Origin of the sequence: Streptomyces sp. NPDC087844 (assembly GCF_044742785.1) — a bacterium.
GTDB lineage: Bacteria > Actinomycetota > Actinomycetes > Streptomycetales > Streptomycetaceae > Streptomyces.
The window spans coordinates 154,574-170,918 of sequence record NZ_JBIUVD010000002.1 but is presented as its reverse complement, the minus strand read 5'-3'; the positions used below and the strand labels follow the sequence as shown (position 1 = coordinate 170,918).

At 71.1% G+C, this 16,345-nt stretch carries 14 protein-coding genes; 6 read left to right on the top strand and 8 right to left on the bottom strand.

Annotated elements, in window-relative coordinates; translation table 11 throughout:
* Positions 1 to 99 precede the first annotated feature (99 nt).
* Together ACIOKD_RS04390 and ACIOKD_RS04385 are read right to left on the bottom strand one after the other, a co-directional pair.
* Positions 100 to 885, bottom strand: coding sequence for a LuxR C-terminal-related transcriptional regulator (locus tag ACIOKD_RS04390; protein WP_402078013.1), 786 nt, complete (start codon positions 883 to 885; stop codon positions 100 to 102).
* Positions 882 to 2,165 carry a PspC domain-containing protein gene (locus ACIOKD_RS04385; RefSeq protein ID WP_402078010.1) on the bottom strand — a complete coding sequence of 428 codons (1,284 nt, stop codon included), beginning with the start codon at positions 2,163 to 2,165 and terminating at the stop codon, positions 882 to 884. The genes ACIOKD_RS04390 and ACIOKD_RS04385 overlap by 4 nt, the downstream gene beginning before the upstream one ends.
* A gap of 601 nt (positions 2,166 to 2,766) precedes the next feature.
* Here ACIOKD_RS04385 and ACIOKD_RS04380 point away from each other — a divergent pair.
* Both ACIOKD_RS04380 and ACIOKD_RS04375 read left to right on the top strand, forming a co-directional pair.
* Positions 2,767 to 4,287, top strand: coding sequence for a PspC domain-containing protein (locus ACIOKD_RS04380; RefSeq protein ID WP_402078008.1), 1,521 nt, complete (start codon positions 2,767 to 2,769; stop codon positions 4,285 to 4,287).
* Positions 4,274 to 4,513 carry a hypothetical protein gene (locus ACIOKD_RS04375; protein WP_402078005.1) on the top strand — a complete coding sequence of 80 codons (240 nt, stop codon included), beginning with the start codon at positions 4,274 to 4,276 and terminating at the stop codon, positions 4,511 to 4,513. The genes ACIOKD_RS04380 and ACIOKD_RS04375 overlap by 14 nt, the downstream gene beginning before the upstream one ends.
* Before the next feature lie 632 nt (positions 4,514 to 5,145).
* Here the strand turns inward: ACIOKD_RS04375 and ACIOKD_RS04370 are convergent.
* Complete coding sequence (locus ACIOKD_RS04370) at positions 5,146 to 5,691, bottom strand: DoxX family protein (RefSeq protein WP_402078002.1); 546 nt, start codon at positions 5,689 to 5,691, stop codon at positions 5,146 to 5,148.
* A gap of 239 nt (positions 5,692 to 5,930) precedes the next feature.
* Positions 5,931 to 7,232: a hypothetical protein gene (locus tag ACIOKD_RS04365; protein ID WP_402077999.1), complete on the bottom strand. Its 1,302-nt coding sequence runs from the start codon at positions 7,230 to 7,232 to the stop codon at positions 5,931 to 5,933.
* Positions 7,233 to 7,477: 245 nt separating this feature from the next.
* Between ACIOKD_RS04365 and ACIOKD_RS04360 the strand changes: the two genes are divergently transcribed.
* Positions 7,478 to 8,521 carry a DUF4429 domain-containing protein gene (locus ACIOKD_RS04360; RefSeq protein WP_402077997.1) on the top strand — a complete coding sequence of 348 codons (1,044 nt, stop codon included), beginning with the start codon at positions 7,478 to 7,480 and terminating at the stop codon, positions 8,519 to 8,521.
* 54 nt (positions 8,522 to 8,575) lie between these two features.
* Here the strand turns inward: ACIOKD_RS04360 and ACIOKD_RS04355 are convergent, their stop codons facing one another.
* Positions 8,576 to 9,370 (bottom strand): class II aldolase/adducin family protein, encoded by a 795-nt coding sequence (locus ACIOKD_RS04355; RefSeq protein ID WP_402077994.1) that lies wholly within the window; start codon positions 9,368 to 9,370, stop codon positions 8,576 to 8,578.
* A 369-nt stretch (positions 9,371 to 9,739) separates the two neighbouring features.
* Between ACIOKD_RS04355 and ACIOKD_RS04350 the strand changes: the two genes are divergently transcribed.
* The gene (locus ACIOKD_RS04350) at positions 9,740 to 10,303 is read left to right on the top strand and encodes a hypothetical protein (RefSeq protein ID WP_402077990.1); all 564 of its coding nucleotides are present in this window, start codon (positions 9,740 to 9,742) and stop codon (positions 10,301 to 10,303) included.
* A 93-nt stretch (positions 10,304 to 10,396) separates the two neighbouring features.
* Complete coding sequence (locus ACIOKD_RS04345) at positions 10,397 to 10,879, top strand: pyridoxamine 5'-phosphate oxidase family protein (protein ID WP_402077987.1); 483 nt, start codon at positions 10,397 to 10,399, stop codon at positions 10,877 to 10,879.
* 21 nt (positions 10,880 to 10,900) lie between these two features.
* Here ACIOKD_RS04345 and guaA read toward each other — a convergent pair whose 3' ends face one another.
* Positions 10,901 to 12,478, bottom strand: a complete 1,578-nt coding sequence (guaA, locus tag ACIOKD_RS04340) for a glutamine-hydrolyzing GMP synthase (protein WP_402077984.1) — start codon at positions 12,476 to 12,478, stop codon at positions 10,901 to 10,903.
* A 520-nt stretch (positions 12,479 to 12,998) separates the two neighbouring features.
* Between guaA and ACIOKD_RS04335 the strand changes: the two genes are divergently transcribed.
* On the top strand, positions 12,999 to 13,304 hold the full coding sequence (locus tag ACIOKD_RS04335; RefSeq protein WP_402077981.1) for a chorismate mutase: 306 nt from the start codon (positions 12,999 to 13,001) through the stop codon (positions 13,302 to 13,304).
* A gap of 605 nt (positions 13,305 to 13,909) precedes the next feature.
* Here ACIOKD_RS04335 and ACIOKD_RS04330 read toward each other — a convergent pair.
* Together ACIOKD_RS04330 and ACIOKD_RS04325 are read right to left on the bottom strand one after the other, a co-directional pair.
* Entirely contained in the window at positions 13,910 to 14,782 is an 873-nt protein-coding gene (locus ACIOKD_RS04330) for a hypothetical protein (protein ID WP_402077979.1), read from the bottom strand.
* A 47-nt stretch (positions 14,783 to 14,829) separates the two neighbouring features.
* Positions 14,830 to 16,080 carry a hypothetical protein gene (locus tag ACIOKD_RS04325; protein WP_402077976.1) on the bottom strand — a complete coding sequence of 417 codons (1,251 nt, stop codon included), beginning with the start codon at positions 16,078 to 16,080 and terminating at the stop codon, positions 14,830 to 14,832.
* Between the last annotated feature and the right edge of the window lie 265 nt (positions 16,081 to 16,345).

Genomic DNA, 16,345 nt, shown 5'->3' with positions numbered 1-16,345 from the left:
CCTGGCGGCTGGCGGCTGGCGGCTGGCGGCTGGCGGCTGGCGGCTGGCGGCTGGCGGCTGGCGGCTGGCGGCTGGCGGCTGGCGGCTGGCGGGCAAGTCCTAGACCAGTCGTCGTGCCGTCGCCCACCGTGTCAGCTCGTGTCGGTTGGAGAGCTGGAGCTTGCGCAGGACCGCCGAGACATGGGACTCGACCGTCTTGACGGAAATGAAGAGCTGCTTGGCGATCTCCTTGTAGGCATACCCGCGGGCGATGAGCCGCAGGACCTCGCGCTCGCGCTGGGTGAGGCGGTCGAGGTCCTCGTCGACCGGCGGGGCATCGGTGGAGGCGAAGGCGTCGAGGACGAAGCCGGCGAGGCGGGGCGAGAAGACGGCGTCGCCGTCCTGGACACGGAAGACGGAGTCGACGAGATCCGTGCCGGTGATCGTCTTCGTCACATAGCCGCGGGCGCCGCCTCGGATCACACCGATGACGTCCTCCGCCGCGTCCGACACGGACAGCGCGAGGAAGCGCACCGGCTGCTCGGGGTCGGCCATCAACGGCGAGCAGCGGCGCAGCACTTCGACCCCGCCCCCGCCCGGGAGGTGCACGTCGAGGAGGACCACTTCGGGGCGGGTCGCCGTGATGACGGTGACCGCCTGGTCGACGTCCGCGGCCTCGCCGACCACCTCGACGCCGGTCCGCTCGGTCTGCCCGATCTCCGCCTGCACTCCGGTACGGAACATACGGTGGTCGTCGACGAGCACCACGCGCACCCGCCGCCCCGGAGCGGAACCCGCCGGGTCCTCGGCCGAACCCGCGCCGGCCGCACCCGCACCTGGACCGGCCGCGCCTGCCTTCGGCCCGACTGCTCCGGCCGTACCGGCCGGTTCGTTCGCGTCGCTCATGTCTCCGCCCTCTCCATCTCCAGCTCGACCTCCGTGCCGCCGTCCGGCACCGCGCGCAGCCTGGCAGTACCGCCGTTGCGCTCCATGCGGCCGATGATCGATTCTCTGACGCCCATGCGGTCGGCGGGTATCGAGTCCAGGTCGAATCCGGGACCGCGGTCCCGGACCGAAACGAAGACGGTCCTTCCCTCGACCTCGGCGAAGACCTGCACCGCGCCGCCGTCGCCACCGTACTTGGCCGCGTTCACCATGGCCTCCCTCGCGGCCTGCATCTGGGCGCTGATCCTGTCGTCCAGCGGGCAGTCGCCGACGACCACGACCTCTATGGGAACTCCGTGCTTGTCCTCAACCTCCGCCGCGCTGCGTTTGACGGCCTCGGCGAGGGTGTCGGGCTCGTCCGCCTCGTCCTTGCCGGTGCCCTCCGGTTTGTAGAGCCAGTTGCGCAGGTCGCGCTCCTGGGCGCGGGCGAGGCGTCGGACCTCGCTCGCGTTCTCCGCGTTGCGCTGTATCAGTGTGAGGGTGTGCAGCACCGAGTCGTGGACGTGCGCGGCGACTTCGGCCCGCTCCTGGGCGCGGATGCGCATCAGGCGCTCCTCGGAGAGGTCCTGGGTCATGCGCACGAGATACGGGCCGGCCAGCAGCGCTATCCCGACGAGGACGGCCAGCGCCGCCTGCAGGACCGAACCGAGGTGGGCGGCGGAGCCCTGCAGAACGAATATCCCGGAGACTCCCGCGGCGACGAGCAGGACACCGGCCGCCGAGCGGAGGAGGCTGATCGTGCGCTTGCGGCGGCCCACCTCCATCCAACGGGCCCGGCGGGCATTGTCCGCCTGGCGCCAGACCAGGGCCACGCCCGCGCCGACGAGGACGGTGGGCCAGAGGTAGGCCTTGGCGCCGCCGCTCAGATCCACGTTCCCAACGAAGATCATGGCCACCACGACCATCGCGAGCAGCGCGACGATCTGGCCCTTGTCGGGCTTGCGAGCCACTAGCCTGCGGCGGCCGTCGGGGGCGGTCTCGGTGGCGAGGGCGGGGGGCCTCTCGGCGTCCACGCCGCCGACACCGAGGGGGACGAAGAACCAGAACGCCGCGTACAGCAAGGCTCCCAGGCCGTCCGCCATGAACAGGCCCGCGAAGACCAGCCGGACCCAGATCACGGGCAGGCCGAGATGCCCAGCGAGCCCCCGCGCCACGCCCCCGAGCCAGCGTCCGTCGCTGCTGCGGTAGAGCTTGCGCGGAGGCCCCGGGTCCTCGATGGTCAAGGCTGCGGCGTCCGGCATGCCATCGATGTTCACACGCCGGGCGCCACCGGGCATCAGGGTCGACCCCCGAGACTCCCCTGATCTTCGAATCCGTTCCCGGCGGGTGTCCGCGGGGCCGCGGCGACCGGGGCCTCGTGGCCGGACGCCGATGCCCGAGCGGCCCAGACACCGGTGGCTGAGCGGCCCAGGCTTCGGCGTCGCATGGCCCAGCTCCGTGACACGGCACGGCACGGCACGCTGCGCCTGCTGCTGTCCCTCGTCGTCGTGGGAGTACAGGAAGGGCACGGCACGGGCGCCGGAGTCGCGTGGCTTGGACATCGGCGCCGCCTATCTCAGGCACCGGCGTCGCGGGCTCAGGCACGAGCGTCGCGGGCTCAGGCGTCGGCACCGCGTCGCCCCGACACCGCCCCCACCCGATCCAGGCATCGGCACCGGCAGCATCAGCACCCACGACTCCGCCGACCGGCGCCGCACGGTCCTGAGGGTCGTCCCGGGGTCGTCCCGGGGTCGTCCCGGGGTCGTCCCGGGGTCGTCCCGGGGTCGTCCCGGGGTCGAATTCAGGGTTCGGCCAGGGTCGTTCCGACTGCCATCGGGCCGTCGTGGCCGTCACCATGGACGTATGAGCGATCAGCAGCACGCCGCGGCGCATCCGAGGCCAGGGCCGGGCCCCGGCCCTGGCGCGAGTGCGGCCCCGGGTTCGGGCAGCGGGCCGCAGGACTCCGTGCCGACGGCGGACGCCCGGGCGGACGCACCGTCGCCCACCGCGTCCACCGCGTCCACCGCCGGTGAGGAACCGCGTGCGCCCGGGGAAAGGCGCGCGCACGAGGACCCGGTGGTGCCCGAGGTGCCGCGCAGGTTCCGGCGCGACCGGCGGCACCGGATGCTGGGCGGTGTGTGCGCGGGGCTCGGGCGCCAGTGCGACATGGACCCGGTGATCTTCCGGATCGTGCTCGCGGTGCTCTCCGCGACCGGCGGCCTCGGCCTCATCTTCTACGGCTTCGCCTGGCTCTTCGTCCCCTACGACGACGAGGAGGAGAACGAGGTGCGCAAGCTCCTCACCGGCCGCGTCGACGGCCAGGCGCTGGCGGGTGTGCTGTTCGCCCTGGTCGGCTGCGGTGTGTTCCTCTCCATGCTGAACAACGCGAGCGTGCTCACCTTCGCGGCGACACTCTCGCTGCTCCTCGCGGGCGCCGGCTACTGGTCGCGGCAGCGCGGTACCGACGTCCCCGATCCGTCTCCCAGCTCCCGGGTCCGCTCGGGCAGGGGTGGGCCCATAGCCGCGCAGGCCGTCGCCGACGCTCCGCCCGAGGCGCAGGCGCCGCCCGTGCCCGCCGCCTTCCCCTCCTGGTGGCGTGAGCCCATCGTCAAGGACGGTACGTACGAGGGCGGCACGGGCTATCTGTGGGGCCCCAGGGGCACGTGGGACCGGGACATCGCCGCGGCGATCACCATCGCGCACGGCGGGGGCTCCGACCGGGACATACGGACGCGGGACGTCAGACAGCGTGGTCCCAGCGGGATCGGTGGCCGCATATTCATGCTCGCCCTCGTCGCAGGCGCGCTCGGTACGCGTCTGACCTGGGACGACCAGACGCTCGGCACCAGTTTGCAAGCCGGCCTGGCCTGTGCGCTCGCCGTGTTCGGCCTGGGCATCGCGGTCAGCTCGTTCCGCGGGCGTACGGGAGCGGGCTCGGTCTTCCTCGCGATCGTCACGGCGGGGCTGCTGGCCTGCTCCGCGGTGCTGCCGGCGGACATCACCACTCACTGGGAGCGTGTGAACTGGACACCGGCCACGGCGGCCGCCGTACGGGAGCAGTACGACCTCGGCACGGGCGTAGGCACGCTCGATCTCAGCCGGATCGGCCCCGGCAAGGGCCGGACCGTGACGACGAATGCCGAGGTGGGCATGGGCCAGCTCAAGGTCGTCGTACCGAAGGGCGTGACGGTGAGACTGAACATCGAAGTGGGCGTCGGGGACATCCAGCTTCCGGGTGACGACAAGCAGGACGTGGACGTCGCTCCTGGCAAACACAAGGAACTGACACTCGCGCCCGCGGACGGGAGCAAGGACGGCGGCACGCTCGACCTCACCCTCGAAGTCGCCCTCGGACAGGCGGAGGTGGCCCGTGCGACGTCATGAGTTCAAGCCCGGCCGTCTCATAGCGGGTCTCTTCCTCACCCTCACGGCTGTCATCTACGCCGGCGACGCTGGCGGCCTCTGGGAGACCCCATGGTTCGCGGTGATCCCGCTCGTCACGGGAGGCCTGTGCCTGGCGGCTGTCACGGGCAGCGTGGCCCACGGAATACGACGCCGCCACCGCCGCCGCACGACGCCTCCACGGGACAGCGCGGGTGCGCCGGGCTGAGGCCGGCGCCGGACTGAGCACGGAACCGGGCCCCGCACCGGCTCAGCGCGGCCAAGCGTCGGAGCTCGGCTGATCCTCGAACCGCCGGCCCTCGCCTCGGGCCGTCGCCTCGGGCCGCCGCTTCAGACCGCCGCCCGGGCCGGCCCGAGAGCCAGCCCGTTCCGGACCCGTACGGAGTCAGGGGTTGGGACCGGCGCCCAAAGCCGGGCCTGATGGTGAGGCCCCGTGGTGAGGCCCCGTGGTGAGGCCTGGGCCTCGGCCTGAACCCGAGCCAGGGCTCGGCTCGGGCGGGTGGGGCCGGGCGGCCCAGGCCCAGCGCGAACGCTCGGCGGGCACGACGTCTCGAACAGGTCCGGGAGGGGCAGGCCAGGCGAACAGTTCGGCGTGAGCCCGACCCGGACAGACCGACCGGGACCGGCCGACCCGGACCGACCGACCCGGACCGGCCGACGCAGACCGGCCGACGCAGACCGGCCGACTCGGGCGGGCAGCACCAACCAGGTCAGCTCCGACAGGTCGCACCGACCAGGTCACGCCGCTCGGGCCCCGACTCGGGTTCGGGCCCGGCTCGGCCACACCGGAGCGACCGTGTCGGCCCACAGGCCCACAGGATCGTGGGCCCGCAGGCCCGTCTAGTAAGCGGAGGCGGCGCCCGCCCTGCGCCTTCGGCGGGAGCGGAGTGTCGCGTCGACGGAGAAGACACCCGCTCCGGCGAGCACCAGAGGCACCCAGCAAAACAAGTACGGGAGATCGTTGCCGTAGTAGTACGGGTCCGCGGCCCAGCTCATCGTCAGCCAGAGGCTGAGTGAGATCAGTGCCCCGCCGAGCGCGGCGAGGCGGGCCAGCAGGCCGATCAGGGTGGCGATGCCCACCGCGAGCTCGCCGAGGGCGATGGCGTAGCCGAAGCCGACGGGGTTTTTGAGAGAGAGGTCGATGAGGGCGGGAATCGCTGACGAGTCACGGACCGCGCGCATCATGTCGCCGATGGAGCCGGCGCCGGAGTCGGACATGAACGCGCTGTCGGTGAGCTTGTCGAGCCCCGCGTAGATGAAGGTGCCACCGAGGAACACGCGCAGGGGCAGCAGCGCGTACCGCATCGCGGTGTCCCGCCAGTCGCCACCGCCGCCGCCGTCGTCCGAGTATCCGGAGTGCGTGTCCATGCGCATGCCGTGAGCCATAGCCCTCCGCCACCTCTCAACCGCCGAACGGTTCACCCCTCAACAAGACAATACGTACGGGGACGAGTCCTCGCTCAGGGGCGGACGCATAAATTTTCACCACGTCCACCCGATCGTCCCCTTTGATCCTGATCTCCGGTGCTCTTGACCTCCGGTGATCCTGAATCTCCGGTGATCCTGAATCTGCGGTGATCCTGAATCTCCGGAAGGGCAGGAGTCCCTCAGTGGTCCGAGCGTCCTCAGTCCGTCACGTCGATCTCCACTCGGTTCGTCTCCACGCCCGCCGCGGTGACGACCTGTACCTCCACGCGCCCCGGTTCCACGTCCGCGGGTACCGGCACGGTGAGGACGGCGTCGGAGGGGTTGCTGAAGCCGCCCGGCACCGGGACCAGCGGCACGTGCACATGCACCGCGCCGATCCGCACCACCATCCGCGACAGCCGGTCCGCGCTCTGCGCGCCGGGCGGCACGAATCCGGCGCCCCGGATCTCGATGTCGTCGCCGGTCCTGATCGGCGCGTCCAGGTCCCCGGCCTCGCGCGACCGGACGACCGAGAGGATCACCGGCCGACCGCCCTCGGCGTACTTCGCGGCGACATACGTGGCGGCCGAGATCAGCACCATGACCGCGAGTCCCCACGGCAGGTCCGGCAGTTGTTCGGGACGCCGGGCCAGCCGTACCGCCGCGAACACGAGCGCGACGGCGCCCAGCACCGCGTACTGCGTGTCCGCGAAGCTGCCGCGTCCGGAGTCGTCGGTCAGCAGGTCGGCGGCCCGGGGCCGGTCAGCCCGTACCTTCTGCAGCCGCTGCCCGAGAACCCGCAGCCCCACCACCCGCCGCACCAGGACGGCGATCGCGCACACGACGGCGAGGACGGTCACGATGCCCGCGCCCCGGGCGAGTTCGAGCCCCTCGATCAGGGAGTCCCGTTCCGTGTGCGAGGACGCCCCGGCCAGCCGCCCGGCCAGTACCAGCACGGCGTAGACGACGAACAGCACCCAGCCGGCGGCCACCACGCGGGAGGTGGAGAGCCGGTTGTCCTCGCCGATGACCGGCGCCAGCACCCCGCCGCGCGCCCGGTGGAACCACGAGGCCGCGGTCAACAGCACGGCCACGACGATCGCCGCGAGCAGCCCCGCGGTGCGCGCGGACGTCCAGCCCGCCCCGATCGCGGTGAGCGCCTGCACCAGCAGCAGAACGGCCACAAAGCCCCATACGGACGCGACCGTTCGCCGCCACACAAGACCGAGCCACACCTCCCCCTCTGCCCGGCCGCGCTCGGCGACGAGGTCGGCGGACTGGGTCAGCTCGTCCGACACCCACTGCCGCGAGGCCCCGGCCGAGTGCGCGACCGCGGCCGGCAACCCGTGTCCCGACGCCAGTTCGTCCCGCTTGGAGAGGAACGCGGCGACGGCCCGCCGATGACCCTCCCGCGCCCCGTGCGGGCAGTCCCCGCAGGCACAGCCGCCCTCGTGCCCACCTCGACCGGGACCCCGGCCGGGGTCACGCCCCGTGCCCTGTCCCGTCTCCTGCACCGCCACGCCCGTTGCCGCCTTCCGCACCGCTCTGTCGAATATTCATCCCCCGCGCGCCCACCCACCGCGCACACCTGCCCACCGCACACCCGCCCACCGCACACCTGCGCAGCCGTACAACTGCGCAGCCGTACAACTGCCTTGTGACGACAGCGCATTGTGCCGTACCGCACACCCCCCGCGTCCGCCAGGTCTGGTCAGCGCGGGTGAACCGGCCACTCCCGTGTTGACCCGGCTGCGAGAATTTCCGTATGGCCGAGATCATCCAGCGCGACGGGACCTGGGTCTTCGACGGCAGCACGGTCCGGATAACCCCGGGACTGCACCGTTCCGTGCCGCTGTTCCGGCAGACGTACGGAGAGATCGCCGTGCCCCTCGAAGCGGTCGCGGGCGTCGTCTACGAGCCCGAACGCAAGCGTGGCCGACTGCGGCTGAGACTCCGCGAGGGCGCCGACCCGCTCCTCCAGGCGACCGGGGGCCGGCTGCCCGACGCGGCGGATCCGTACCGACTGTCCGTGGACATCGACCGTTCGGGGGTCGCCGAGTACGTCGCCGAGGAGATCCGGCACGCCCTGCTCATCGAACAGATCCCCAAGGAACCGGCCGGGGCGTATTTCCTGCCCGGCCCGCCCGTACCCGTCTCGGTCCGCTCCAGCGACGGCACGGTCTCCTTCGACGGAGCCAGGGTCCGTATCGACTGGAGCGACACCTCGGACCGGGTGAAGCGCGCGACGGGCCCGCGCATCATCGGCCTGCCGGACCTGGTACGGGTGGAGTGGCTGCCCAACTCCGGTTACGAGGACGGCTTCCTGCGGTTCGTGACGAACGACTCGGTGTTCTCCAAGTTGCCGCCGGAGAAGGATCCGTTCGCGCTCGACCTGTGGGGCAGCGCGCGCCGCGATCTGCTCACGGCACTCGTCGCCGCCGCGGTCATGGCCCGTCTCCCGCATCCGTCCGCCCGGACGACGATCGGCGGGCATGGTCGGGGCGAACTCGTACGGGGCGATCCCTCCCACCTCCTGGCCGCCGCCCCCGAGGACTCCGTACCGCTCCAGGCATCCGGGGCGTTCCAAGCACCCCGGACACCCCATGCACCCCATGTATCCCACGTATCCCAGACACCCCATGTATCCCAGACACCTCAAAGGCCCCCAGCGCCCCCAGCACCCCCGGAACACATTCACGACACACTCCTGCGCCGACTGCGGGAGTTGGGCGAGTTGCATCGCGGCGGCGTGCTCACCGACGCGGAGTTCGCGACGACGAAAGCGGCCGTGCTGCGCGACTTCCAGTGAAGCGCGTCCTTCCCGACGAGACAGGCGTTCTGGCGCGGCACGTCCTGAGACACGTCAGGACAGCAGATCCGGCTCGCTGCGGCTGACGTCCTGCCACAGCGGCTGGTAGTTGATCCACGCCACCAGGTCCCCACCGGTCTGTTCCCGCGTCGCGACCGCCTGCTTGTGGTCGATCAGCACCGGCCGCCCCGCCGCGCGCGCGGTCAGCTGCACCTGGCAGGAGCGTTCCATCGACAGGAACCACCAGGCCGCCGCGTCCACGGAGTCGCCCACTGTCAGCAGCCCGTGGTTGCGCAGCACGAGTGCCTTGAACGAGCCGAGCGCGGAGGCGATCCGGCGCCCCTCCTCGGCATCCACGGCGACCCCCGAGTAGGCGTCGTACAGCGCGTGGTCCTCGTAGAAGGCGCAGCTCTCCTGGGTGATCGGGTCGAGGAGATCGCCGAGCGCGGACAGCGCGCGTCCGTGCACCGAGTGGCAGTGGGCGACCGCGACGACGTCGGGCCGGGCCGCGTGCACCTGGGCGTGCACGGTGAACGCGGCCTGGTTCACGTGATAGCGGCCCTCCAGCACCTGCCCGTCCTCGTTGGCCATCACCAGGTCTCCGACGGTGACATGCTTGAAGGGCATTCCGAACGGGTTCACCCAGAAGCAGTCGCTGTACTCCGGGTCGCGCGCGGTGATGTGGCCGGAGACCCCGTCCTCGAACCCGAGCCGTCCGAAGAGCCGCAGCGCGCCCGCGAGGCGTTCCTTGCGGTGCCGGCGCTCGTCGTCGAGCGACTCGTGCATGGGCGGCATCGCGAACCGCAGTCTGTCGGTGGGAAGGGGCAGGGGCGGCGTGGGCCCGTGCATATGTCCTCCAGCCCTGAGGGGCGGACTCCGTACGTGTTTACGGGCGGGAAGTTACCGGCGGTCAGCGCGGGAGAACAGAGATGTCGAGGAAGAGAGTGCACAACCGTTGTACGAGATCGCTGGTCTGCCTGACCGGAGCCGTCACACCCGTCGGGCACCCGCGCCGACGCCCCCTGGAGGAACCCCCGTGCACAGCCTTCCCCACACGCTGTGCGGACCGCGCCCCGCGACCGCATCACCGTCCTGCCCATGAAGAACATGAGAAACATCAAAAGCGCCAACAGAACCAAGCGATTCAAGAACAGCAAGAGAAGCAGCAGAAGCAGCAGAAGCAAGAGAAGCAAGAGAACCGAGCGCCTCATCACGGACATGCTCAGACAGGTCGCCACGCGTGACGTGGTCGTCCTGGACGACCGGGGCGGCTCCCCACGCCGCCTCGCCGCACTCGCCTACATCGCCGTGCAGTACGGCTTCCGGTACGAGCGGTCGAGCCGGGTCGGCCAGACACTCCAGGTCCGGCTGGTGCGCGACTCCCGGCCCGAGGCCCGTGAGCGCAGTACGGCAGCTCTCGGCCGGCTGGCGGCGGGTCGCGCCCCCGGTATGCGTCCCGGCACGCTGAAGCCCCTGCCGGACGTGGCGCCGACGGTGGGTCTGCTGAGAGCCCGCATCGAGTTCGACGCCCTGGACGACGACCTCGACTGGCGCCGCAAGGCCGTGTTCATGACCGCCAGCGCGTCCTTCATGGCGCTGCTGCTGATACCCGCGGGCTGGACGGCCTCACTCGCCGCGGGCGCCATGATGGCCGCGGTGTTCGCGCTCCTCCTGCGCCTGGAGGTGGTACGCAAGGACCGGCTCGCCCGCCGGCTGCGGTCGGCGAACCGCAACTCCCGCAGGACCGGCCTGCGCAACTCGCTGCCGAAAAGGCGACACTAGATGTCGAGTATCGGCGCCACACTCGCCGATATGACCCGCATGACCCGCATGACTCGCATGACTCGCATGACTCGGAAGGCCCGGATGACTCGGATGACTCGGACGACGTCGAACTGGGCGGCCTTCACCGCCGCGGAACAGGACCTCGCCAGGACCGTCGAGGAACGGTTCGCGGCCTTCACCCACCACGTCGTGGCGACTCTCCGCAAGGACGGGTCGCCCCGCACCTCCGGTCTGGAGGTGCGCTTCCTGAACGGGGAGCTGTGGCTCGGCATGATGCCGGACTCCCTCAAGTCGCTGGACCTGCGCCGGGACCCCCGGTTCGCGCTGCAGGCGAACCCGGGGCCGGGCACGGAGATGGCCGGCGGCGACGTACGGATCGCGGGCCGGGCCGTCGAGGTCCACGACCCGCAGGAGAAGGCCGGGTACAGCGAAGAGGTGAAACCGCCGGAGCCGTTCCACCTCTTCCGCACCGAACTGACGGAGGTCGTACGGACCTACGTCGAGGACGACACGTATCTGGTCGTCCAGATCTGGCAGCCCGGAGTGCCGGTGCGCACTCTCAGGCGGACCTGAGGCCCGAAGGACCTGGGACCGCTACTCCCACTCGATGGTGCCCGGCGGCTTCGACGTCACGTCGAGGACGACGCGGTTGACGTCCGCGACCTCGTTCGTGATGCGTGTCGAGATCTTCGCGAGGACGTCGTACGGCAGACGCGACCAGTCGGCGGTCATCGCGTCCTCGGAGGAGACGGGCCGCAGCACGATCGGATGGCCGTACGTGCGGCCGTCGCCCTGGACCCCGACGGAGCGGACGTCGGCGAGCAGCACGACCGGGCACTGCCAGATGTCGCGGTCGAGACCGGCGGCCGTCAGCTCCTCGCGGGCGATGGCGTCGGCGTCGCGGAGCAGGTCGAGCCGCTCCTTGTTGACCTCGCCGACGATCCGGATACCGAGGCCGGGGCCGGGGAACGGCTGGCGCTGGACGATCTCGTCCGGCAGGCCGAGCTCCTGGCCGACCATCCGGACCTCGTCCTTGAAGAGCTGGCGCAGCGGCTCGATCAGCTGGAACTCAAGGTCTTCGGGGAGCCCGCCCACGTTGTGGTGGGACTTGATGTTGGCGGTGCCCGTGCCGCCACCGGACTCGACCACGTCGGGGTAGAGCGTGCCCTGGACCAGGAAGGCCACCTCCGGGCCCTCGTCCGCGATGATCTCCGCCTGGGCCTGCTCGAAGACCCGGATGAACTCGCGGCCGATGATCTTCCGCTTCTCCTCGGGGTCCGAGACACCCTTGAGGGCGGTGAGGAAGCGCTCCTCCGCGTCCACGACCTTCAGCTGTACGCCGGTCGCCGCCACGAAGTCCTTCTCGACCTGCTCGGTCTCACCCTTGCGCATCAGACCGTGGTCGACGTAGACGCAGGTCAGCTGGGTACCGATGGCCTTCTGCACGAGGGCCGCGGCCACCGCGGAGTCCACGCCGCCGGAGAGGCCGCAGATGGCGCGCTTGTCGCCGACCTGCTCGCGGATCAGCGCGACCTGCTCCTCGATGACGTTTCCGGTGGTCCAGTCCGGGCTCAGGCCCGCGCCCCGGTAGAGGAAGTGTTCGAGCACCTGCTGGCCGTGCGTGGAGTGCATGACCTCGGGGTGGTACTGGACCCCGTACAGCTTCTTCTCGTCGTTCTCGAAGGCCGCGACCGGGACGACGTCCGAGGAGCCGGTGACGGTGAAGCCCTCGGGGGCGGCGGAGCAGGCGTCGCCGTGCGACATCCACACCGACTGCTCGTCCGGGGTGCCCTCGAAGAGCGTCGAGCCGGACTTGCTGACGTGCAGCTGTGTACGGCCGTACTCGCGGGCGCCCGTGTTGTCGACCGTGCCACCGAGGGTGGTCGCCATCAGCTGGAAGCCGTAGCACATGCCGAAGACGGGAACGCCGGCCTCGAAGAGCGCGCGGTCAAGGCGGGGGGCGCCTTCCGCGTACACCGACGAGGGGCCGCCGGAGAGGATGATCGCCGCGGGCTTCTTGGCGAGCATCTCGTCGACCGGCATGGTGCTCGGGACGATCTCGCTGTAGACCCGGGCCTCACGGACTCGGCGGGCGATGAGCTGGGCGTACTGCGCGCCGAAGTCGACGACCAGGACGGTGTCGGGGGTGGCGGCGGGGGACGCTTCTGGCACGGTTTGCCTTCCGGCGGTTGAGCGGGGCTGTGCCATTGATTCTAACGGGGGTCCGGGGGCGGGGGGTCACGCCGGGTTTTCCCTCGCCCCCGCCGCCCCTACCCGTCCCGTTCACGCATGGGGGCTCCGCCCCCTCGCCCCCTTGTCGCGCTGCGCGCTCGTCCTCAAACGCCGGACGGGCTGAATACGTTTCAGCCCGTCCGGCGTTTGAGGACCGGGGGTTCGGGGGCTGGCCCCCGAGTCAGTGACGGGAAGGGCAGGGGCGGCGGGGGCGAGAGACCCGGTGTCTCAGGATGCGGGCCAGGTTGGACCCTGCCGGGCGCACGGGCATACTGCTCCCATGCTCACGCACCAGACCTCCGTCTTTACCTATGGCAACCGGCCCCCCGGCTGCCATGGTCGTGCTGCTTGAGCAACTGACAAGCGACTTCCCAGGCGCCCCGGGCCGACAAGGCCCGGGGCGCCTGCGTTTTCCGGACCTTGCCGCTCCGGGGCACCCACCCCAAGAGGAGCCCACGAGATGAGCACAGCCACCCCCGCCGCGGCCACGACCACGGACAGGACCGGCGCCCGCACCGAAGAGGCCGCCGACACGATCACCGGCGCCCGCGAACGCATCGACACCCTCGACGACCGCATCATCGGCCTGGTCCAGGAACGCATGGCCGTCTCAGCGGTCATCCAGGAGGCCCGGATCACCTCCGGCGGCCGTCGGGTGAACCTGTCGCGCGAGATGGAGGTGCTCGGCCACTACAGGGAGGCTCTGGGCAAGCCGGGCACCGCGCTCGCCATGACGCTGCTGGAGCTGTGCCGGGGCCGCATCTGAGGAGCGGCGTCCGAGGAGCCGCGTACGGCATCCCGTATGACATGCGCGTACGACGGACGTCCGGTGCACGCACGTACGCATGCCCTCTCACCCGTACGGCGCGTGACCGTCCCCCGGTGGGCTTCGTTCTCCCGATGTCCGTGCCAGCCAGGGGCGGGCCCGAAGAACCACGCGTGGCTCCGCTGGAGCGGGAGGCGTACGGACGTGCGCCGTGGGACCCCGTTCCAGAGAAGTGACCGGACGGCAGGGGACAGCAGCCCGGTCACCCAGAAGAGGTCGGCTCCGAGGACGCTCGGAGCCGACCGGCGGAATCTTGCAAGGGCGGCCGAAACGGTTGCGGAGGCCGCGGCCCATCGCGCACGATGCCTGGAACACCCCGAGTCCTCGAACGACATCCGCAGTGCACCCTCATGCACCTCCTACCGCCATTGGTCGAGACCACGCGCACTCCCCGAGTGCGCCGGGCGCGGACCGGCGGACAAGCCACTAGGCGGCGCCACCCCCCGGGCGCCGCTTCCCCAGGCACCGGCGCTGCCCTGACGTCGGTGCTGACCACGAAGGGCCCCGCGGATCGTCCCACGGGGCCCTTCGCCTGTCCCTGCGGGCTAGGTGGTCGTCTTCGCCAGTTTGGCCAGCTGCGCCTTGACCAGCTCGGCCGGGACCTCGATCTCGTCCGGGTCCAGCATGTTCATCGAACTGAAGGCCACCAGCGTCGTACCGTCACGGACGACCGTGTACGCGGCGGGCACCTGCGCCCCCTCGATCGAGGCGACCAGCCTGAACGCGACGGACTCGTCACCCAGCCCGGGATCGGCCGCCGCCTTGACGTCCTTGTAGTCGTAGTCGGCGTGCCGGTAGGCGGTGCAGTCCTTGGTCGCCGAACGCAGGCCGTCCATCACCTCGCCGGCCTCGCCGGCCTCGCCGGCCTCGCCGGATTTGTAGGCGAGAAGGGTGAACGTGATGACCGAGGCGTTCGTCTCGTCCTTCGACACGGCACCGCGGCTGACCCCCGCGCGCGAGGCCGGGTCGGTGGAGAACAGGAACATGTCGGCGATCGGCTGGCACTTCGACGGGGTCGCGGGGACGGTCTGGCCCAGGAGGTCCGCCCCTTCCGACTCCTTGACCTCGAAGCCCTTGACATCACCCGTCGCGAGCGCGGCCTTCTTCAACTGCGCCTTGGTGAGGGGCCCGTCGCCCTTCCGCGCGCCGCCGCCCGAGGAGTCCTGCGGGTCGCGCATGTCCCGCGGATTCCCTGTGTCCCCTGTGTTCCCTGTGTCCTGCGGGTCCTTGGCGTCCTTGCTTCCCTCGGCGGGTGTCTTCGTCTTCTCCCCGCCGGCCGCCCGCCCGCTCGCCTTCGACCGCGACGACTTCGAGTCCTGATCCGCGCCGTCTCCGCCTCCGCCGCACGCCGCGACGCAGCCGAGGACGGCGACGGCCGACGCGGCCACCAGAGGGCGCGACATCTTCATCCTCGTCATCGTCCCCGTCCTATTCCCCGTCCTCGTCCCCGTCCCCATCCCCATCCTCATGTCCGCGACACCGTCCCACACGGCTCCTCACCGGAATCACCGGCAGCACCGGAGTCGCTGGAATCGCCCGAGCGGTCTCCGATGTCCCGGCTGCGGTCGTACGGGTCGACCGCGGGCCCGCTCGGGGGCGCGCCCGCCGGTCCGCCGGAGGCCAGCCGCGGGTGCAGGAAGCCGTCGTAGACGTCGCAGGCGGAGTTGGCGATGTCGTCGTCGTAGCTGACGACCGCCAGCCTGCCCGGCGTGGCCTCGTACGTCGCGGGGTCGAGGAGCCGCAGGTCGATGACGCGGCGGACGATGGTGCGGGCCACCTCGGTGGAGTCCGGGTCGGCGGGGGCCAGCGCGTAGACGAAGGTGTAGTCGGTGTGGATGTCCAGCGCCCCGCCCTCGCCCGCCTCGAACGTCGTACGGCCGCGGGTCTTGACCACGTCACCGACGAGCCGTACCTCGTCCCGGTCGAAGCGGCTGAAGAAGCGCAGCGGATCGTGGCCCTCGCCGGGCTTGCGCAGCCAGGACCTCAGGTCGTCGACCAGCTCGGGCTGCTTGGGGTCGAGCACCTTGCCGAGAACGGTCTCGGGGGTGTTGCCGAACAGCGTCCCGCGGTCGACGTTCGCCTCGACGAGCAGGGTTCTGCTCTGCTCCAGGGCCCCGGCGACCTGGTCCTTCGAGAACGAACCGACCGCTTTCGCCTCCGGCAGTACGATCCCGGCGGCGCCGTCGGCGTACCGCGCGGCCGGGGAACCGGCGAAGGGCTCGTCCAGGGTGGGCGTTCCTGGCGCGGATCCCGGAGCCGCGGTCTCGGGCGCAGTCTCCGCCGGCAGCGAGGACGGGGCCCGCGAGCCCGCGCTCAGACCCGTGCCCGAGTTCGAGTCCGTGCCGAAAGGGTCGCCCGGCAGCAGGGACGGCTTCATGGCCACCACGGCCACCACGAGGGCGAGCGGGATGCCGATCACCGTCCACACCCTGCGGCGCCGGGCTCTGCGCCCGTTCGCCCGCTGCCCGACGGGGTCGGCGCGCCAGGCCGGGGGCAGTTCGCCGCGGGCGTCCTGCAGGCGCAGCCGCTCGGTCACCATGCGGGCGCGCGCGGACGGCTCCTTGGGCGCCTCAGAGAGCCGGATGTCCCGCTCGCTGTCCTGGACGAACCGCTCCCACACGTCGTCCGGTATGGACTCCCCGGACCTGGGCCCGAGCCCGGACCCGGACCCGGACCCGTCGGGCTCCCCGGACTGTCCGGACGGCTTCTCACTCACAGCGCTCGCGCCTCTCCCCCATGGCCGACGTGCCTGTCGACGTACTGGTCGCCGTACTCGAACCGTCGACCGAGGGTCAGTTCTATGGCGTGGGCGCGGGAGTTCACAAGTCGAGCCGGCGTGTGACCCAGCCCACATAAAAATTTTGTGAGTTCGAGGACAACCCTTCACAGGAGTCACAGGTCTCACTTGCGGAACCAACGGCCTTACCCGCGACCGCCACGCGGAGGCCTCCCGAATCTCGTGCCGCGACATCGCGGCGCAC